Below are 17,814 nucleotides of genomic sequence, written 5' to 3' on the forward strand. Positions count from 1 at the left end.
ACGGCAGACGACGACTCTAACCGCCGTCTGTAAAGAAATGACAAGCCAGGCTCAGACTAGCTGGCCAGATGGCGGTCCAGCAGCTCGACCCAGTGCTGCACCGGCACGGCCGTGCCCGACTGCAGCTGCTGGATGCAGCCTATGTTGCCCGACAGGATGGTCTCGGCCTGCAGCGGCTCCAGCGCGCGCAGCTTGCGGTCGCGCAGCTGCTTGGACAGCTCGGGCTGCAGCACCGAGTAGGTGCCGGCCGAGCCGCAGCACAGATGGTTCTCGCCACCGGCGGTCTCCACGCTGAAGCCCAGTTCGCGCAAGGCCGACTCGACGCCGCCGCGCAGCTGCTGGCCATGCTGCAGGGTGCAGGGTGGGTGGTAGGCCACGGTGCCGCCGCTGCGCTTGCCGAGCCTGGACTTCAGCGCCGGCAGCATCGAGGGCAGCAGCTCGCTCAGGTCCCGCGTCAGGGCCGAGATGCGCGCCGCCTTGTCGGCGTACTCGCGGTCATGCTTCAGCGCCTGGCCGTATTCCTTGACGGTGACGCCGCAGCCCGAGGCGTTCATCACGATGGCCTCGATCTCCGGATGGGCCTTGACCACCGGCCACCAGGCGTCGATGTTGCGGCGCATGTCGGCCAGGCCGCCTTCGTGGTCATTGAGGTGGCTGCGGATCGCGCCGCAGCAGCCGGCGTCGTCGGCCACCAGGGTCTGGATGCCGGCGGCATCGAGCACCCGCGCCGTGGCCGAGTTGATGTTGGGCGCCAGCGTGGGCTGCACGCAGCCCAGCAGCATCAGCACCTTGCGCTTGTGGACCCGGGTCGGCCACTGGTGGGCACGCTTGTCGGCACGCGGCGGAATCTTGTCCTTGAGCGCCGCCGGCACAAAAGGCCGGAACCACTGGCCCAGCTTGATCGCTGGCGCAAAGGCGCGCGAGGTCAGGCCCTCCTTCAAGAGCCAGCGCTGGCGCGCCTCGGCCTTGGGCCGCGGCACCTTGGCCTCGACGATGTTGCGGCCGATTTCCAGCAGCTGGCCGTACTGCACGCCCGAGGGACAGGTGCTTTCGCAGTTGCGGCAGGTCAGGCAGCGATCCAGGTGCAGCTGGGTGGCACGCGTGGGCTGCTCGCCTTCCAGCACCTGCTTCATCAGGTAGATGCGGCCGCGCGGGCCGTCCAGCTCGTCGCCCAGCAGCTGGTAGGTCGGGCAGGTGGCGGTGCAGAAGCCGCAGTGCACGCAGCGGCGCAGGATCTCCTCGGCGGTCTTGCCTTCGGTCGTGCCTTGGAATTCGGGGGCCAGTTTCGTCTGCATCAAAGATCCGGGTAGAGCCGGCCGGGGCTGAACAGGCCCCTGGGATCGAAGGCCAGCTTGAGCTGCTTGTGGATGCGCGCCAGCGGCGGCGACAGCGGGGCGAACACGCCGGGGCTCTTGTCCAGCGAGCGGTAGAGCGTGGCATGGCCGCCGACCGAGGCCGCAGCCTCGCGCAGCTGGCCGGCCGGCGCCGTGGTCGTGACCCAGCGCTGGGCGCCGCCCCATTCGATCAGCTGTTCGCCGCTCAGGCTGAGCACCGGCGCGGTCTGCGGCACCGAGAGCCGCCACAGCCGCGCGCCGGCGGCCACGGCTCGTTCGGCGCCGACAAAGAATTCGTCGCGCTGATCGCGCAGCCCCTGCCAGAACGGCTGGGCCAGGCTGTCGGGAATCAACTCGCCGCCCAGCTTGTGGAAGGCGCTGCGCACCGCACCCTCGCTGCCGGCCAGGCGCAGCACCAGGGCACCGTCCCACCAGGCACTGGCGCTGAGAGGCAGCGGCTGACCGCCCCAGCGGTTGAGTTGTTCCAGCGCCTTGGCCTGGTCCATCTCGAAGCGCAGCGTGGCCTGCACCCGCGGCAGCGGCAGCACCTTCAGCGAAACCTCGACGATCAGGCCCAGCACGCCCAGCGAGCCGGCCAGCAGGCGCGAGACGTCGTAGCCGGCCACGTTCTTCATCACCGTGCCGCCGAAGCTCATCAGCTCGCCCTTGCCGTTCAGGAGCGTGGCGCCGAGCACATGCTCGCGCACGCCGCCGGCATTGGCCCGCGAAGGGCCGGCCAGGCCCGCCGCCACCATGCCGCCCACCGTGCCGCGGCCCTCGAAGCGCGGCGGCTCGAAGGCCAGCTGCTGGCCCTGGCTGGCCAGCAGCATCTCCAGATCGACCAGCGGCGTGCCGGCCAGTGCCGTGACGACCAGTTCACTGGGCTCGTAGCTGACCAGGCCGTTCAGGCCCTCGGTACTCATCAGCTCGCCGCCGGGCGAGCCACCGTAGAAGCGCTTGCTGCCGTGGCCGGTGATCTCGAACGGCCCGCTGGCCGCGAGCACCCGCTGCTGCAATTGCTGGATCGCCTCGGTCTGCGTCATCAGAAACGCTCCAGCTCGGAGAAGGCGAGCAAGCCGCGCTTCACATGCATGCGGCCGTATTCGGCGCAGCGCTGCAGGGTCGGGATCACCTTGCCCGGGTTCAGGCCCTCGGTCGGATCGAAGGCGCGCTTGAGCGCCAGCATCTGGTTGCGTTCCTCGCTGGAGAACTGCACGCACATGGAGTTCAGCTTCTCTATGCCCACACCATGCTCGCCGGTGACCGTGCCGCCCATGGCCACGCTGGTCTCCAGGATCTCGGCGCCGAATTCCTCGCAGCGGCGCAGCTGGTCGGCGTCGTTGGCATCGAACAGGATCAGCGGATGCAGGTTGCCGTCGCCGGCATGGAAGACATTGGCGCAGCGCAGGCCGTACTTCTGCTCCATCTGCTGGATGGCCAGCAGGATGTCGGCCAGGCGTTTGCGCGGAATGGTCGAGTCCATGCACATGTAGTCGGGGCTGATGCGGCCCGAGGCCGGGAAAGCGTTCTTGCGGCCGCTCCAGAAGCGCAGGCGCTGGGCCTCGTCCTCGCTGACCGCGATCTGCGTGGCGCCGCTGGCGCGCAGCACCTCGCTCATGCGCGCGATCTCGTCCGCCACCTCCTCGGGCGTGCCGTCGCTCTCGCACAAGAGGATGGCCTCGGCCGTCAGGTCGTAGCCGGCATGGACGAAGTCCTCCACCGCGGCCGTCATCGGCTTGTCCATCATCTCCAGGCCCGCCGGGATGATGCCGGCGGCGATCACCGCCGCCACCGCCTCGCCGGCTTTTCGGATGTCGTCGAAGCTGGCCATGATGCACCGCGCCAGTTGGGGCTTGGGCGTCAGCTTGACCGTGACCTCGGTGATCACGGCCAGCATGCCTTCGCTGCCGACGATCAGGCTCATCAGATCGAGGCCGGCGGCGTCCAGCGCCTCGGAGCCGAATTCCACCGGCTCGCCCTCGACCGTGAAGCCCTTGACCCGCAGCACGTTGTGCAAGGTCAGGCCGTACTTGAGGCAATGCACGCCGCCCGAGTTCTCGGCCACGTTGCCACCTATCGTGCAGGCGATCTGGCTGCTGGGGTCGGGCGCGTAATAGAGGCCATGGCCGGCCACGGCTTCGGAGATCGCCAGGTTGCGCACACCGCACTGCACGCGCGCCGTACGCGCCAGCGGGTCGATGGCGAGGATCCTGTTGAACTTGGCCAGGGCCAGGGTCAGGCCTTGCTCATGCGGCAAGGCGCCGCCCGAAAGTCCGGTGCCGGCGCCGCGTGCCACCACCGGCACCTGCAGCTCATGGCAGACCTTGAGCACGGCCCCGACCTGCTGCTCGTTCTCGGGCAGGGCCACGGCCAGCGGACGCGTGCGGTAGGCGGTCAGGCCGTCGCATTCATAGGGCGTCGTGTCTTCCGATCGCCACAGCAAGGCGTGCGCAGGCAGCACATCCAGCAAGGCATCGACCAGGCGCGCTTGCGATGGGCGGCGCTGGGGCGAACTCTGGACGTCGGGGGCGTTGGACAACAGGCTTCTCCGAGGCAAGCCACGACTGTAGCGGTTCGATGGGCTCTAATCAGCGCATGCACCCCTGGCCTGCCCTGCCCCTGCGTTCGCTGATCGCCAGCCTGACGCTCGTCGCGGGGAGCCTGACGGTCCAGGCCGCCGAGCTGGTACTCACGCTGCGATCGCCCGAGGGCCTGCAGGACCAGCGCCAGACCTACGTCAACGCCGCCGTGAAGCTCGCGCTGGACAAGACCCTGGCCAGCCACGGCCCCTACAAGCTGCAGAGCGCGGCGCCCATGAACAAGCAGCGCGCCCTGCTCAGCGCGGGACGCAAGGCCTACGTCAATTTCGTCACCATCGCCGGACATTCCGAGACCAGGACGGCGCCCGAGCTGCGGCCGGTGCGCTTCCCGCTGATGCTGGGCATCACCGGCTACCGCGTCTGCTTCGTCGCGCCCGAGTCGCAGCAGAAGGTGGAACAGGTCCGCTCGCTGGACGAGCTGCGCCGGCAGTTCAGCGTGGTCCAGGGCGTGGGCTGGGCCGACGTGCCCATCCTGCGTGCCAACGGCTTCCACGTGATCGAGGCCGCCAGCTACGACGCGCTGTTCCGCATGGTCAGCAAGAACCGGGCGGACCTGTTCTGCCGCAGCATCCTCGAGGTGCTGCAGGAAGCCCAGCAGCATCCCGAGCTGCTGCTGGACCGCAGCTTCGCCCTGGCCTACGACATGCCGCAATTCCTCTACACCCACCGCGACAACCAGGCCGTGATCGAACGCCTGACCCTGGGCCTGCAGCAGGCTCATGCGGACGGCTCGCTGCAGGCGCTGATGATGAACTACCTGCAACCCGCCCTGCGCTTCGTGGGGCTGGGCAAGCGCCGGCTCCATCAGCTGCAAAGCCCGCAGGCCGACGACCTGGGCTTCGACTATCGCAGCTTCAAGCTGGATCCGTTCGTCGAGCTGCGCTGAACCCCGTTGATCAGAGGCTGCGCGCCAAAGCGGCCGCCGCCTCGCGCAAGCGCCCCACCAGGCCCAGGGCCTGAGCCAGCGGCAAGCGCGCGCTGGGCGCCTGCAAGGCCACGGCGCAGCGCACGGCGGCGGTCTTGCCACCGCCGGGTTCTCGCACCGGCACCGCCACGCAGTTCAGGCCTTCGACGAATTCCTGGTCGTCCACCGCCAGGTCTTCATGGCGGATGCGGGCCAGCTCGGCCTCCAGGCGCTCGCGGCTGTCGAGGGTCTGGGCCGTGTGGCGGGTCAGCCGCAGGCCGTCCAGCAGCTGGCGGCGCTGGCGGGCCGGCGCAAAGGCCAGGAACAGCTTGCCGCTGGCCGAGCAGTGCAGCGGCACGCGGGTGCCGGCGCGCAGCTCCAGGCGCAGCGGGAAGGCGGTCTCAACCCGGTCCAGGTAGATCACCTCGGCGCCCGACAGGGCCGTGAGATTGCAGCTCTCGCCAATGTCGGCCACCAGGGCGCGCAGCACCGCATGGCGCACGCCGGCCTGGGCGCTGCCCGACAGCGTGGCCTCGGCCAGCGCGCGGGCGCGGCCGGCCAGCACGTAGCGACGGCCGTCGGGCTCGCGCTGCAGCCAGCCGCCGGCCTCCAGTTGCTGCAACATGCGGTGCAAGGTCGGCTTGGGCCAGGGGCTCTGCGGCAAGAGCTCGGCCAGGCTCTGCGGCAGGCCGGCGCGGGCCAGCAGTTCCAGCAGCTCCAGCAGGCGCAGGCCCGGGGTCTCGTTGTCGGCGCTCGTCATCAAGAAATCTCGGAATCCGGGACGAATCGGCAAAAGAATCCGAGACGATTCTGACCGCTGGCTAAGCTCGCGGCCATGGCAATCACCCCTGCTCCGTTCGCCAACGCGGTCGTTACCGGCGCCTGCGGCGGCCTGGGCCAGGCCCTGGCTCGGCAGCTGCTGGCGAGCGGCGCGGCCGTGGCCCTGGTCGGCCTGGACCGCCAGCGCCTGCAGGCGCTGCAAGACCTGGCCCCCGAGCGCGCCCTCATCTACACGCCCGAGGTCAGCGACGGCGCCGCGATACGCGCCATGGCGCTGGACTGGATCAGCCGCCACGGCACGCCCGACCTGGTGATCGCCAACGCCGGCGTGGCCGGCGGCTTCGACACCGCCAAGGCCGAAGACCTGGCCGTGATGCAGCGCATGCTGGAGATCAACCTGCTGGGCGTTGCCGCCACTTTCCAGCCCTTCGTCGCCGCGATGCGCGAGCAGCGCCGCGGCGCCCTGGTCGGCATCGCCAGCCTGGCCGGACGCCGCGGACTGCCGGGCAACGGCGCCTACTGCGCCAGCAAGGCCGGCCTGATCGTCTACCTGCAAAGCTTGCGCGCCGAGCTGCGCGATGCCGGCCTGCAGGTCACGACGGTGAGCCCCGGCTACCTGCGCACCGCGCTGACCGCCGGCAACCGCTTTGCGATGCCCGGCCTGCTGGAACCGGACCAGGCCGCGGCCCGCATCCTGGCCGGCGTGGCCAGTGGCCGCGAGGACATCGTGCTGCCGCGCCGCCTCGGCTGGCTCTCCAAGGCCCTGGCCCTGCTGCCCGAACGCCTGCATGAACGCATCCTGCTGGGCCAGCCGCGCAAGCCGCGCGTCGGCGAGGCAGGCGCCACCGCCATTCCCGGATTGATGCCCAAGAAGACAAACGATGAGTAACGAGACCCGCCAGCAAATCGCCCTGATAGGCGCCGGCCCCTCGGGCCTGGCCGCCGCCCGCAACCTGCAGAAGGCCGGCCTGGCCTTCCAGGGCTTCGAGGCCTACAACGACGTGGGCGGGCTGTGGAACATCGCCAACCCGCGCAGCACGGTTTACGAGTCGGCCCACCTGATCTCGAGCAAGCGCATGACCGAGTTCGCCGAGTTCCCCATGGACGAGGACGTGGCCGACTACCCGAGCCACAAGGAACTGCAGCGCTACTTCGCCGCGTTCGCGGACCGCTTCGAGCTGCGCCAGCACTACCGGTTCGGCTGCCGCGTGCAGGCCGTGGAGCCGGTGGGCGATGGCCCTGCGCCGCTGTGGCGCGTCACCTGGCTCGACTCCGCCGGCAGCACGCACAGCGCCGAGTACAAGGCCGTGGTGATTGCCAACGGCACGCTGGCCGAGCCGAACATGCCGCGCTTCGAAGGCAGCTTCACAGGCGAAATGCTGCACACCAGCCACTACAAGAGCGCCGAGGTCTTCAAGGACAAGCGGGTGCTGATCATCGGTGCCGGCAACTCGGGCTGCGACATCGCCGTCGATGCTGTGCACTACGCCCAGGGCGTGGACATCTCGGTGCGCCGCGGCTACTACTTCGTGCCCAAGTACGTGTTCGGCAAGCCGGCCGACACCATTGGCGGCAAGCTCACGCTGCCGCCCTGGCTGAAGCAGAAGATAGACAGCCGCATCCTGCAGTGGTTCACCGGCGACCCGGTGCGCTTCGGCTTCCCCAAGCCCGAGTACAAGATGTACGAGTCGCATCCGGTGGTGAATTCGCTGATCCTTCACCATATCGGCCATGGCGACGTGAAGGTGCGGCCCGACATCGCCCGCTTCGAGGGCAAGACCGTGCACTTCAGGGACGGCAGCCAACGCGACTACGACCTGGTGATGGCGGCCACCGGCTACCAGCTGCACTACCCCTTCATTGCCCGTGAGCTGCTCAACTGGCAGGGCATGGCGCCCCAGCTCTACCTGAACATCTTTGCGCCGCGTTTCACCAACCTGGCCGTGATCGGCATGGTCGAGGCCAGCGGCCTGGGCTGGCAGGGCCGCTACGAGCAAGCCGAACTGGTGGCCCGACTGCTCAAGGCCCAGAGCGACGAGCCGGCGCGTGCCGCCGCCTTCGCTGCGAAGTTCAAGGGACCCATGCCCGACCTGAGCGGCGGCTACCGCTACCTGAAGCTGGAGCGCATGGCCTACTACGTCAACAAGGATGTCTACCGCCGCACGGTGCGCGAGGCTTCCGCCAGCCTGATGATTCCGGGAGGTCGCTGATGCTGCCCATCGACGAGGTCCGACTCAATTTCAGCCCCGCCTCGCTGCAGGCGCTCAATGCCGTGCTGGCCTTCCTGATGTTCGGCATCGCGCTGGACACCAGGCTGGAAGACTTCCGCCGCGTGGCCCGCATGCCCCTGGCCATGGGCGTGGCCATCGCGGCGCAGTTCCTGCTGCTGCCGGCCATCACCTTCGGCCTGACGCTGGCGATCAAGCCCACGCCCAGCATCGCCCTGGGCATGATCCTGGTGGCCTGCTGCCCGCCCGGCAATATCTCCAACATCATCACGCACCGGGCCGGCGGCAACGTCGCGCTGTCGGTCTCGATGACCGCGGTGTCCAACGCCCTGTCCATCCTGCTGATGCCGCTGAACGTGGCCTTCTGGGGCGGCCTGCATCCGCAGGCGGCGCCGCTCCTGCGGGCGATCTCGCTGGACCCGCTGGAGATGGGCCTGCACATCATCGCCATCATCGGCATCCCCTTCGTGCTGGGCATGGCCTGCGCGCGCTCGTTCCCGGCCCTCACCGACAAGGTCAAGAAGCCGGCGCGCATCCTCAGCTTCCTCTGCCTTGTGGTCTTCATCGTCGCCGCCATCGCCGGCAACTGGCGCTACTTCCTCGACTACCTGGGCCTGGTGCTGGGCGCGGTCATCGTGCATGACGCCCTGGCCTACGGCCTCGGCTATGGCTGCGCCGCGCTGGCGGGCCTGGCCGAGTACGAGCGGCGGGCCATGTCGGTCGAGGTCGGCATCCGCAATGCCGGCCTGGGCCTGGTGCTGATCTTTGGCTTCTTCGGCGGCCTGGGCGGCATGGCCGTGGTGGCCGGTGCCTGGGGTTTCCTGGACATCATCATCGGCATGGCCCTGGCCTTCTGGTGGGCCAGGCGGCCGGCAGCGCGGACGCGCTTCAAGGGCGAAGCTGCATGAGAGTGCTTGTCACGGGGGCTGACGGCTTTCTCGGCCGCTCCCTGGTCCAGGCCCTGGCCGCCACCGGCGAGGCCGAGCTGCTGGTCGCTCAGGATGTGCGCGAAGTGCCGCAGGAACGGCGCCTGAGCGGCGTGGTCTACGAGAAGCAGGACGTGCGTGACGCCAGCCTGGTCCATGCGCTGCAAGGCCATCGCATTGATACCGTGGTCCACCTGGCCTCCATAGTCACGCCGGGCCGCGACTCGAACCGCGAGCTGGAGTATTCGGTCGACGTGCTGGGCAGCAAGAACCTGCTCGATGCCTGCGTGGCCACCGGCGTGCGCCAGTTGCTGGTCAGCTCAAGCGGCGCGGCCTACGGCTACCACGCCGACAACCCAGACTGGATAGCCGAAGACCAGCCGGTGCGCGGCAATCAGGCCTTTGCCTACAGCCACCACAAGAAGCTGGTCGAGCAGATGCTGGCCGAGTACCGGCAAAGGCATCCGGCCCTGCAGCAGACCGTGTTCCGCATAGGCACCATCCTCGGTGAACGGGTGGACAACCAGATCACCGCCCTGTTCGAGAAGCGCCGTCTGCTGGCCATCCGCGGCAGCGCCAGTCCCTTCGTCTTCATCTGGGACGAGGATGTCTGCGGCGCCTTCCTGCATGCGCTGCGCCAGGGCCGCGCCGGCGTCTACAACCTGGCCGGTGACGGCGCCCTGCCTATCCGCGAGATCGCATCTCGGCTGGGCAAGCCGGTGCTGGAACTGCCGGCCGGCCTGCTACGCAGCGCCCTGGCGATTGGCTCGGCCTTGGGGATCAGCCGCTACGGCCCCGAGCAGCTGGACTTTCTGCGCTACCGGCCGGTGCTCCTGAACACCAGGCTGAAGAACGAGCTGGGCTTCGTCCCGGCCAAGACCAGCGCCCAGGCCTTCGAGGCTTTCGTCGCCGCCCGCGCGGCCCAAGGCCGGCCCCTCAAGCGATGAGCACAAGCACGCTGTCCCGCGGCGATGCGCTGCGTATCGCCGCCGTGGTCCTGATCTGGGGCCTGAACTTCGTCGTCATGAAGCTGGGCCTCAAGGGTCTCTCGCCCATGCTGCTGGGCGCGCTGCGCTTCTGCGTGGCGGCAGCACCGCTGCTGCTGCTGTGGCGAGGGCCGCCGCTGCCCTGGCGCTATCTGGCGGCCTATGGCCTGGCCCAGGGCCTGGGCCAGTTCGGCCTGCTGTTCACCGGCCTGCAGCTGGGCATGACGGCGGGCATGGCCTCGGTGGTGATGCAGACGCAGGCCTTCTTCACCCTCTTGCTGGCCGCGCCGCTGCTGGGTGAGAAGGCCCGCCCTGCCCAGTGGCTGGGCCTGAGTGTGGCGCTGGCCGGCCTGCTGGCGATAGCCCTGGCCCATGGCGAGGGCCCGGGCCAGATGACCCTGATCGGCTTCGCGCTGACGGTGGGCGCGGCCTTCATGTGGGCGGTGTCCAACCTGGTCGGCCGCATCGCCGCGCGGCATTCGGACTACGACCCGCTGGCCTTCATCGCCTGGAGCAGCCTGGTGCCCATAGGTCCGTTCTTCGCCCTCGCCTTCTGGCAGCAGGGCCATGACGCGATCCGCCACCAGATCCATGCGCTGCAGGGGCCGGCCCTGCTGGCCGTGCTCTACCTGGGCCTGCTGGCCACGCTGCTAGCCTACAGCCTCTGGACCCAGTTGCTGAAGCGCCATGCGCCCTCGCGGGTCGTGCCCTGGTCGCTGCTGGTGCCGGTGGTGGGCCTGTTGGCCGCCGCCGTGGCCTTCGACGAGCAGCCCAGCCCGCTGCAGTGGGCCGGCACCGGCGCCGTGCTGCTGGGCCTGGTCGTCAACCAGGGCCTGCTGAAGCTGGGGCGGCGCGGCTAGATCCCGAACCAGAGGTTCTTGCGCGCCAGCGGCGCGCTGGCCGGCAGCAGGGGATTGCGCAGGCTCAGCAGGCGGCGCGAACGCAGCTGGTAGCGCTCGATCACGTCGCCGAACTGGGCCAGCCAGAGCTTCTCCAGCATGCCGTCATGGACCAGCGACTCCAGCCCGGCCGTCAGGTCGGCTGCCAGCTGCGGCTTGGCCGGTGCCACGAAGAAATACATGGCCGCCGGGTAGTGCAGCAGCAGATGCGGCTCGATCACCAGGCCGCGCACGGCGTTGTCCAGCGCCTCCAGGCCGACCTCCAGCACCGAGCGCGGGAAGTAGTCAAAACGGCCCTCGGCCAGCCAGCGGAACAGGGTCTCGAAATGGGTGCCGGTCTGCACCTGCAGGCCGTTGGTCCGCATGATGGCGGTGTCCGGCCAGTCCGACATCGCTCCGGCCTTCAGCGCCGCCAGCTGCTCCAGCGTCTGCACGCCGGCCCAGCGCTCCAGCTCGGCAGCGCGCACCAGCAGCAGGCGCCAGCCCAGCAAGCCACGGTCCAGCGGAATGCGCACCGGCAGCAGGTCGCGTTCGCGCTCCGGGTTGGTCATGGTCCAGAACACGTCCAGCGACGGTTTGGCGCCGCCCAGCTCCAGCAGCGCGCGGCTCTGCACCATCACGTTCTTGCTCTGCTCCAGCTGCACCGTGTAGCCACTGCGTTCCAGACTCGTCCGCAACAGCAGCAGCACATAGCGGATCTGCGGGTCCTGCAGAGCCTCGTGGCGGGCCACCCGCACGGTCACGGTCTTGGCAGAAGCCGCGCCGGCGAGCAGCGCGGCGGAAAGGGCGAGCAAGGGGCGGCGCTGGATCATGAGCCTACGAAGACCGACAGCACGCCGGTATAGCCATAGAGTTGGTCGTGGGCGATCTCGCCACCCGCGAAAAATCCCACCAGCGGCACCTCGCCCAGCGCATGGCGGACGATGCGGGCCTCGGCCGAGGGGCTGCCGAAATGCGGTCCGCCGCGACCGGCGCAGCTCACATAGATCGCCCCCTGCATGGGCCGCTCGCCGGCCGCCTCGCGCAGCTCGCTGCAGATGCGCACCAGGTCGCGGCGCGCGGCCTCGCGGTTGCGCTGGCAGAAGCTCAGGTGGTCGCCCCGGCGCAGGCCCTCGCCTACGGCCACGCCATGGCGGGCCGGGTCGATACCGACCAGATGACGCACCATCACCTCGTCGCCAAAAGCATGGGGACGCGGCGTGCCGGACAGCGGAGCGCGGCGCAGCCCGGCCAGGGCCTGGCGCAGCCGAGGCAGCGCCTCGCGCCATTCCGAGGCCTCGGTCAGCACCGGCAGGGCCAGGTCCTGCAGCAGCAGGTCCAGCGCCGGCTCGCCATCCAGGCCCAGCAGCAGATTGCCCTCGCAGTCGCTGACCTCGCGTTCGCGACCCAGCGGCTGGCAACCCTGGCTGACACGCGACAGGATCTCGATGCCGGGCCCGAAGCCCACGCCCGACAGGCCGCCGCTCCACACGCCCTCGGCGATCTGCACGCCCCGCTCCGGCCGCACGCTGCTGGGCAGGCCGCCGAACAGATAGCCGTCGGCGGTCTTGCCGGCCAGCTCGCCCAGCAGCTCGACCAGGTCGGGCTGGGCCGCATCCGCATGGACCTGCGCCATCTGTGCCGGCCAGCGGCCCAGCGGCGCGGCACCGGAGAACACGCGGAATTGGTCAGTCGGCAATTCGGCCAGCAGCAGGGCCACGGCCGGTTCGCCGAAGTACTCGGCGTCTTCGGCGATCAGGCCCACGGCGCTGCAACCCACCCAGGCCACGCCGGGCCAGCGCTGGCGCGCCTCGTCGAGCAGAGCCTCGGCCGCGGGCGCGAAGGCGTCGCTCAGATAGAGCCAGCCCAGCGTCGGCCGCAGGCCGCTGCTGGCCCGCTGCGCATCGATCTGCGCAGCCGCCAGGGCCAGGGCCATCTGCGGCTGCGGATGGGTGGCATGGGCGGTGGCAAAGGGCTTCATGGCGGAGCGCCGGGCTTGGGTCCTCAGCGCTTGCGGGTTGTGGTCTTGGCGGCGGCCTTGGCGGTCGGCCTGGAGGCCGGCTTGGTGGCCAGGCCCTTGGCCACGCTGCTGGCCACGGCGCCGGGCATGGAGGCGGCCTTGCGCAGGGTCTCGCCGGCGGCATCGAAGCTCTGCTTGACCATGGCACCGGCCAGGTTCTTGGCAGCGTCGGTAGCCTGGTCCTTCATGGCATTGGCGGCCAGCTGGGTGAACTGCTGGCTGAGCGCGCCCCACCACTGCATCGGATCGACCGGCGGTGCCTTGGCCTCGGCCGCTTCCTCCTTGGCTGCGGGCTTGGCAGCGGTCTTGCGCGCCGGCTTCGGCTTGGGCATGCCCGGTACGCCGGGGAAGGTCGGCATCTGCGGCTCGGGCATCTTGAGGCTGTCGCGCAGCTCGGTCAGCGGCACGTTCATGGTCTTGAGCGTGGACAGCGTCATCCGCTGCACCTCCAGCGCCTGGATGGTGGCGTTGAGCATGCGGGCGTTCTGCTCCAGCCAGAACTGCACGGTGCGCAGCTCCTCGATGCGCTTCTCCAGCTCCTCGGGGTTCAGCGTGGGCGCCACCCACTGGCCGATGCCGGGCAGGGCCGCGCCGGCGTTCTTGACCAGGCCTTGCAGGAAGTCGAAGCCGGGGACGAACTTGGTGAAGCTGTTGTCGGCCATGCGCTGGGTCTCCGCTTTTGGGTGGGTGGGGGATGGGCCATCCTATTACGGCTGGCGCGGCTTGGGCAGCAGGGCCTCGACCTCGAAACCCTGCTGCCGGAGCAAATCAGGCAGCGCCTTGGACCCGCTCATGTGCAGTGCGCCCACGGCCACGAAGGCGCGCTTGCCCGAGGCATGCAGCTCGGCAATGCGCCGGGCCAGGGCGTCGTTGCGGCCTTCGTTGAGGCGCTGCAGCTGGAGCTTCTCGACCTCGTCGTCCGCGCAGCGGCAGGGCGGCTCCAGCCGCGTCAGGGCCGCCAGGTCGCCACGCTCCCAGGCCTCGGCCAGGCCCAGCAGCAGCGGCCGTACCCGACCCTTCTCCAGCTGATCCAGGCCCAGGGCCAGCTCGCGCCTGGCCGTGGCCTCGTCGGCCGGAACCAGGGCCGCCATCTGCTCGGCGGCCGATTCCAGCGCATGGACGGCGCGCCCCTCGCCGCGGGCACGGCCCAGCAGGGCCATCTCCTGGGAATAGCCCGGATCCAGCCCGTCGCCGCGGCCGGACAGGCTGGCCAGCGTCGCCAGCTTCAGCAGGGGGTGCAGGCCGGCGAGCTGCTGTTCGGTCAGGCAGGCCGCCTGGATCTGGGCCTGCAGCCGGCGCTCGTTGCGCAGGTCCAGGGCCAGGTCGGGCAGCGAGCGCAGCGCCTGCAGCGTCTGCGGATCGAACGGATCCAGCTCCAGGGCCAGCACCTCGGTGCGGGCCCAGGCCTCGCGCAGCGCCGGGCCCGGGAACAGCCAGGCCGGGCGGCCGATGTGGATGCTGCCGTACAGGTAGGACTCGTGGCCGTCGCGGCGGATGCGCCAGAGCATGCCGCGGTCGGTGGCCTCGGCCTCCAGCTTCTTGAGCTGGGCGCTGCCGGGCAGGGGAACACTGGGGCAGTCCTGCGCTGCGGCGACGCCGGCCCAGAACAGCAGGCCGGCAAACAGGGCAGCGAGGCGCCTCATCGGGGTCCTTTCAGGCGCAGCTCGTTGCCGTTCATCTGCATCTGCATGCGCGAGAGCATGTCCATGCCGAGCAGCGGCGCATCGAGATTGGGGAGCACGGTGACCGGCAGCCTTTGCGCCTCGACGCCGCCCTGCAGCTGCAGGTCGGCCCGCGCCAGCCAGCCGGTACTGAGGCCGCCCGCCGTGTTGGAGCGGACCTCGCCCAGCGCTTGCAGGCCGGCCCGCCGGGCCAGGGCTTCGGGCAGGGCGGTCGAAGTGGCCCCGGTATCGACCATGAACTCGACCTCGACGTTGCCCAGCTTGCCGGGCCAATGGAAATGCCCGTCCGCACCGCGTCTGAGCACGATTTCGCCGCCGGTCTCGACCCGGAAACGGCTGCTGCGCTGGTCGCGCTCCCAGGCCTTGAAGCCCAGGAACACCACCACCGTGACCAGCAGCCAGATGGTGACCAGCTTGAAGGTGTGCGGCAGCTCCCGGTTGCCGCCTTGCGCTCGGTTCGTCATGCCTCAACCATGCCATGGATTGGGGCCTTGGCGGATCGGTTAGCCTCCGCGCTTCGTTTTCGTCTTCTTCTTTCTGGAGCATCCCATGAGGATTTCCCGCGCGCTCGCCGCGTCGGCCACCCTGGCCGCGGCCTCGCTGACGCTGGCCCAACCGGCCGCCGATGCCGTCGGCAACCCGCTGCTCAAGCCCAGCACGCTGCCGCTGCAGTACCCGGCCTTCGACAAGATCCAGGACGCCCATTTCGGCCCAGCCCTGGACGCCGGCATGGCCGAGCAGCTGGTCGAGGTGGAGGCGATCGCCAACAACCCGGCGGCCGCCAGCTTCGAGAACACCATCGTCGCTATGGAACGCAGCGGCAGGACGCTCAGCCGCGCCAGCACCGTGCTGTTCTCGCTGCTGGGCGCCGACACCAACCCGGCGCGCCAGAAGCTGCAGGCCGAGTACGCCACCAAGCTCGCCGCCCACAGCGATGCGATCTCGCTGAACGCCAAGCTGTTCGCCCGCATCCAGTCGCTGCACGCCCAGCGCGACAAGCTCGGCCTGGACACCGAGTCGGTGCGCCTGATCGAGCGCTACCAGCGCAACTTCGTCCGCGCCGGCGCGCTGCTGGACGAGGCACAGAAGACCCGCATCAAGGCCATCAATGCCGAGATGGCCCAGCTCTCGACCCGCTTCAACCAGAACGTGCTGGCCGAGGTGAACGACTCGGCCCTGGTCGTCGACAAGGCCGAGCAGCTCGACGGTTTGAGCCCCGACCAGATCGCCGGCGCCGCCGCCGCCGCCAAGGCCCGCAACCTGGAGGGCAAGTACGTCATCGCCCTGCTGAACACCACGGGCCAGCCCTACCTGAACCAGCTGACCGACCGCGGCCTGCGCGAGCGCCTGTTCAAGGCCTCGGTGGCTCGTGGCAGCCGTGGCAACCAGTACGACAACACCGCCATCGTGTCGCGCGTCGCCACCTTGCGTGCCGAGCGCGCCGCACTGCTGGGCTATGCCACGCATGCGGACTTCGTGCTGCAGGTGGAAACCGCCAAGACCCCGCAGGCCGTGAACGAAATGCTGGCCAAGCTGGCCCCCGCCGCCGTGGCCTCGGCCAAGCGCGAAGCCGCCGAGCTGCAAGCCATCATCGACAAGGAGCAGGCCGCCAAGCAGCAGCCGACGTTCAAGCTCGAGGCCTGGGACTGGAGCCTGTACAGCGAGAAGCTGCGCGCCGCCAAGTACGGCTTCGACGAGTCGCAGCTCAAGCCCTATCTGGAGCTGAAGCACGTGCTGGAGAACGGCGTGTTCTACGCCGCCGGCCAGCTCTACGGCCTGAAGTTCAAGCAGCGCAGCGACCTGCCGGTCTACCACCCCAGCGTGACCGTCTACGACGTCTACAACGCCGATGGTTCGCAGCTGGCGATCTTCATCGCCGACATGTACTCGCGCCCCAGCAAGCGCGGCGGTGCCTGGATGAATGCCTATGTGCAGCAGAACAAGCTGCAGGGCACGCTGCCGGTTGTGGCCAACCACCTGAACATTCCGCCGCCGGCCGCCGGCCAGCCGACGCTGCTGACCTGGGACGAGGTGACCACGCTGTTCCATGAGTTCGGACACGCCATCCACGGCATGTTCTCGAACGTGATGTTCCCCAGCTTTGCCGGCACCAGCGTGCCGCGCGACTTCGTCGAATACCCCTCGCAGGTCAACGAAATGTGGGCCACCTGGCCCAGCGTGCTGGCCAACTACGCCAAGCACCACAAGACCGGCGAGCCCATGCCCAAGGCGCTGCTGGACAAGATGGCCGCGGCCAAGAAGTTCAACCAGGGCTTTGCCACGACCGAGTACCTGGCCGCCTCGCTGCTGGACCAGCGCTGGCACCAGCTGAAGGCCGCCGACGTGCCTGCCGCCGACCAGGTGATGGCCTTCGAAGCCAAGGCGCTGAAGGACGTCGGCGTCGACTTCGCGCCGGTGCCGCCGCGCTACCGCACGCCCTACTTCAGCCACATCATGGGCGGCTACTCGGCCGGCTACTACGCCTACATCTGGAGCGAGGTGCTGGACGCCAACACCGTGGCCTGGTTTCACGCCAACGGCGGCCTGAAGCGCGAGAACGGCGACAAGTTCCGCGCCACGCTGCTCTCGCGCGGCGGCTCTGAGGATGCGATGGTGCTGTTCAACAAGCTGACCGGCCACGCACCCAGGATCGAGCCGCTGCTGGAGAAGCGCGGCCTGGTGCCAGGCAAGAACTGAGCCCTACTAGGGCTTCCAGTCCTTCAAGCCGTAGCGGGCCAGGACCTTGGCCAGCTGCCCGCTCTCGCGCAGCCGGCTGATGCCCTGGTCCAGGGCCTTGCCTATCAGGCGGGACCGCTGTTCGTCCCGCCTGGTCAGGCCTACCGCCAGCTTCTCGGTGTCCAGGCAACCCACGGCCCGGAAGTTCGGGCCTATGTCGCCCCGGCTCTGGCCGTAGTCGAAGACGTCAGTGGTCAGGACGACCGCATCGGCGCGCTTCATGCCCAGGAAGCGGAACAGCTGCTTGGCGAAGTCGTGCGGTGCCGTGATCTGGGTGACGGTGACCGACGAGCGGTGAGTCCGGATGTAGTCGTCCACCGCCCCGAGGCCGGAATCCGCCAGCATCGCGATGTGGCGGTTCTGCAGGTCCTCGGGCTTGCTGTAGCGCCATGGGCTGGCCTTGTCGGCATAGAAGCAATACTGCTGGTAGCCCACGGCCTGGGCGTGGAAAAGGTACTGCGGAAAGCCGGGAACGGTTGGCGTCAGCAGGCCATCGGCCTCGCCGCGTTCGACCATGCGCATGGCGCGAGGCCAGGGAAAGTAGCGCAGGCTGAACGGCACGCCCTGCGATTGCAGGGCCTGGGTCACGATGTCGACGATGTAGCCGGGCTCCGTCTTGCTGGCTTCGCAGTGCTGCGGACACCAGTCGTTGGCCACCAGCGCCACCGGCTTCTTCTGCAGCTCCGGCCAAGGTTCGGTCGCACCGGCGGCTTGCAGCGCCATCAGGCCCATGAGGCCCA

17 protein-coding genes are annotated in these 17,814 nt (G+C 69.3%); 7 read left to right on the forward strand and 10 right to left on the reverse strand.

Going from position 1 to position 17,814, the window contains the following annotated elements; translation table 11 throughout:
* Positions 1 to 56 precede the first annotated feature (56 nt).
* Genes glcF through QT382_RS19280 form a run of 3 tightly spaced genes read right to left on the reverse strand, consistent with a single transcriptional unit; the run spans position 57 to position 3,873 of the window.
* Positions 57 to 1,295: a glycolate oxidase subunit GlcF gene (gene glcF, locus QT382_RS19270; protein WP_289255749.1), complete on the reverse strand. Its 1,239-nt coding sequence runs from the start codon at positions 1,293 to 1,295 to the stop codon at positions 57 to 59.
* Complete coding sequence (gene glcE / locus QT382_RS19275; RefSeq protein ID WP_289255750.1) at positions 1,295 to 2,377, reverse strand: glycolate oxidase subunit GlcE; 1,083 nt, start codon at positions 2,375 to 2,377, stop codon at positions 1,295 to 1,297. Before glcE ends, glcF begins: the two co-directional genes overlap by 1 nt.
* Positions 2,377 to 3,873: an FAD-linked oxidase C-terminal domain-containing protein gene (locus QT382_RS19280; RefSeq protein ID WP_289255751.1), complete on the reverse strand. Its 1,497-nt coding sequence runs from the start codon at positions 3,871 to 3,873 to the stop codon at positions 2,377 to 2,379. Before QT382_RS19280 ends, glcE begins: the two co-directional genes overlap by 1 nt.
* 56 nt (positions 3,874 to 3,929) lie before the next feature.
* On the opposite strand from QT382_RS19280, the gene QT382_RS19285 reads away from it, so the two are divergent.
* Complete coding sequence (locus QT382_RS19285) at positions 3,930 to 4,820, forward strand: transporter substrate-binding domain-containing protein (RefSeq protein ID WP_289255752.1); 891 nt, start codon at positions 3,930 to 3,932, stop codon at positions 4,818 to 4,820.
* A gap of 10 nt (positions 4,821 to 4,830) precedes the next feature.
* On the opposite strand, the gene QT382_RS19290 is transcribed toward QT382_RS19285, so the two are convergent.
* A complete protein-coding gene (locus QT382_RS19290; protein ID WP_289255753.1) occupies positions 4,831 to 5,598 on the reverse strand; it encodes an IclR family transcriptional regulator in 768 nt (255 codons plus the stop codon).
* A 75-nt stretch (positions 5,599 to 5,673) separates the two neighbouring features.
* Here QT382_RS19290 and QT382_RS19295 point away from each other — a divergent pair, with 75 nt between their 5' ends.
* Genes QT382_RS19295 through QT382_RS19315 form a run of 5 tightly spaced genes read left to right on the forward strand, consistent with a single transcriptional unit; the run spans position 5,674 to position 10,618 of the window.
* On the forward strand, positions 5,674 to 6,507 hold the full coding sequence (locus QT382_RS19295; RefSeq protein WP_289255754.1) for an SDR family oxidoreductase: 834 nt from the start codon (positions 5,674 to 5,676) through the stop codon (positions 6,505 to 6,507).
* Entirely contained in the window at positions 6,500 to 7,828 is a 1,329-nt protein-coding gene (locus tag QT382_RS19300) for a flavin-containing monooxygenase (RefSeq protein WP_289255755.1), read from the forward strand. The genes QT382_RS19295 and QT382_RS19300 overlap by 8 nt, the downstream gene beginning before the upstream one ends.
* Complete coding sequence (locus QT382_RS19305) at positions 7,828 to 8,754, forward strand: bile acid:sodium symporter family protein (RefSeq protein WP_289255756.1); 927 nt, start codon at positions 7,828 to 7,830, stop codon at positions 8,752 to 8,754. Before QT382_RS19300 ends, QT382_RS19305 begins: the two co-directional genes overlap by 1 nt.
* On the forward strand, positions 8,751 to 9,719 hold the full coding sequence (locus tag QT382_RS19310) for an SDR family oxidoreductase (RefSeq protein WP_289255757.1): 969 nt from the start codon (positions 8,751 to 8,753) through the stop codon (positions 9,717 to 9,719). The genes QT382_RS19305 and QT382_RS19310 overlap by 4 nt, the downstream gene beginning before the upstream one ends.
* On the forward strand, positions 9,716 to 10,618 hold the full coding sequence (locus QT382_RS19315) for an EamA family transporter (RefSeq protein WP_289255758.1): 903 nt from the start codon (positions 9,716 to 9,718) through the stop codon (positions 10,616 to 10,618). The genes QT382_RS19310 and QT382_RS19315 overlap by 4 nt, the downstream gene beginning before the upstream one ends.
* On the opposite strand, the gene QT382_RS19320 is transcribed toward QT382_RS19315, so the two are convergent.
* Genes QT382_RS19320 through QT382_RS19340 form a run of 5 tightly spaced genes read right to left on the reverse strand, consistent with a single transcriptional unit; the run spans position 10,615 to position 14,802 of the window.
* Positions 10,615 to 11,451: a transporter substrate-binding domain-containing protein gene (locus tag QT382_RS19320; RefSeq protein WP_289255759.1), complete on the reverse strand. Its 837-nt coding sequence runs from the start codon at positions 11,449 to 11,451 to the stop codon at positions 10,615 to 10,617. The genes QT382_RS19315 and QT382_RS19320 overlap by 4 nt on opposite strands.
* Positions 11,452 to 11,465: 14 nt before the next feature.
* Entirely contained in the window at positions 11,466 to 12,617 is a 1,152-nt protein-coding gene (locus tag QT382_RS19325; RefSeq protein WP_289255760.1) for an FIST signal transduction protein, read from the reverse strand.
* Positions 12,618 to 12,640: 23 nt separating this feature from the next.
* The gene (locus tag QT382_RS19330) at positions 12,641 to 13,318 is read right to left on the reverse strand and encodes a PhaM family polyhydroxyalkanoate granule multifunctional regulatory protein (RefSeq protein WP_289255761.1); all 678 of its coding nucleotides are present in this window, start codon (positions 13,316 to 13,318) and stop codon (positions 12,641 to 12,643) included.
* Between the two features lie 45 nt (positions 13,319 to 13,363).
* On the reverse strand, positions 13,364 to 14,299 hold the full coding sequence (locus QT382_RS19335) for a TraB/GumN family protein (RefSeq protein ID WP_289255762.1): 936 nt from the start codon (positions 14,297 to 14,299) through the stop codon (positions 13,364 to 13,366).
* On the reverse strand, positions 14,296 to 14,802 hold the full coding sequence (locus QT382_RS19340) for a retropepsin-like aspartic protease family protein (RefSeq protein WP_289255763.1): 507 nt from the start codon (positions 14,800 to 14,802) through the stop codon (positions 14,296 to 14,298). Before QT382_RS19340 ends, QT382_RS19335 begins: the two co-directional genes overlap by 4 nt.
* Positions 14,803 to 14,887: 85 nt before the next feature.
* On the opposite strand from QT382_RS19340, the gene QT382_RS19345 reads away from it, so the two are divergent.
* A complete protein-coding gene (locus tag QT382_RS19345; protein WP_289255764.1) occupies positions 14,888 to 17,035 on the forward strand; it encodes a M3 family metallopeptidase in 2,148 nt (715 codons plus the stop codon).
* A gap of 6 nt (positions 17,036 to 17,041) precedes the next feature.
* Here QT382_RS19345 and QT382_RS19350 read toward each other — a convergent pair whose 3' ends face one another.
* Positions 17,042 to 17,797, reverse strand: a complete 756-nt coding sequence (locus tag QT382_RS19350; RefSeq protein ID WP_289255765.1) for a substrate-binding periplasmic protein — start codon at positions 17,795 to 17,797, stop codon at positions 17,042 to 17,044.
* Between the last annotated feature and the right edge of the window lie 17 nt (positions 17,798 to 17,814).

The organism is Pelomonas sp. SE-A7 (assembly GCF_030345705.1).
Taxonomy (GTDB): domain Bacteria; phylum Pseudomonadota; class Gammaproteobacteria; order Burkholderiales; family Burkholderiaceae_C; genus JAUASW01.

Coding starts and splice junctions, on each gene's coding strand:
- glcF (WP_289255749.1), bottom strand. CDS start 1,295: ATGCAGACGAAACTGGCCCCCGAATTCCAAGGCACGACCGAAGGCAAG.
- glcE (WP_289255750.1), bottom strand. CDS start 2,377: ATGACGCAGACCGAGGCGATCCAGCAATTGCAGCAGCGGGTGCTCGCG.
- QT382_RS19285 (WP_289255752.1), top strand. CDS start 3,930: ATGCACCCCTGGCCTGCCCTGCCCCTGCGTTCGCTGATCGCCAGCCTG.
- QT382_RS19290 (WP_289255753.1), bottom strand. CDS start 5,598: ATGACGAGCGCCGACAACGAGACCCCGGGCCTGCGCCTGCTGGAGCTG.
- QT382_RS19295 (WP_289255754.1), top strand. CDS start 5,674: ATGGCAATCACCCCTGCTCCGTTCGCCAACGCGGTCGTTACCGGCGCC.
- QT382_RS19300 (WP_289255755.1), top strand. CDS start 6,500: ATGAGTAACGAGACCCGCCAGCAAATCGCCCTGATAGGCGCCGGCCCC.
- QT382_RS19305 (WP_289255756.1), top strand. CDS start 7,828: ATGCTGCCCATCGACGAGGTCCGACTCAATTTCAGCCCCGCCTCGCTG.
- QT382_RS19310 (WP_289255757.1), top strand. CDS start 8,751: ATGAGAGTGCTTGTCACGGGGGCTGACGGCTTTCTCGGCCGCTCCCTG.
- QT382_RS19315 (WP_289255758.1), top strand. CDS start 9,716: ATGAGCACAAGCACGCTGTCCCGCGGCGATGCGCTGCGTATCGCCGCC.
- QT382_RS19325 (WP_289255760.1), bottom strand. CDS start 12,617: ATGAAGCCCTTTGCCACCGCCCATGCCACCCATCCGCAGCCGCAGATG.
- QT382_RS19330 (WP_289255761.1), bottom strand. CDS start 13,318: ATGGCCGACAACAGCTTCACCAAGTTCGTCCCCGGCTTCGACTTCCTG.
- QT382_RS19335 (WP_289255762.1), bottom strand. CDS start 14,299: ATGAGGCGCCTCGCTGCCCTGTTTGCCGGCCTGCTGTTCTGGGCCGGC.
- QT382_RS19340 (WP_289255763.1), bottom strand. CDS start 14,802: ATGACGAACCGAGCGCAAGGCGGCAACCGGGAGCTGCCGCACACCTTC.
- QT382_RS19345 (WP_289255764.1), top strand. CDS start 14,888: ATGAGGATTTCCCGCGCGCTCGCCGCGTCGGCCACCCTGGCCGCGGCC.
- QT382_RS19350 (WP_289255765.1), bottom strand. CDS start 17,797: ATGGCGCTGCAAGCCGCCGGTGCGACCGAACCTTGGCCGGAGCTGCAG.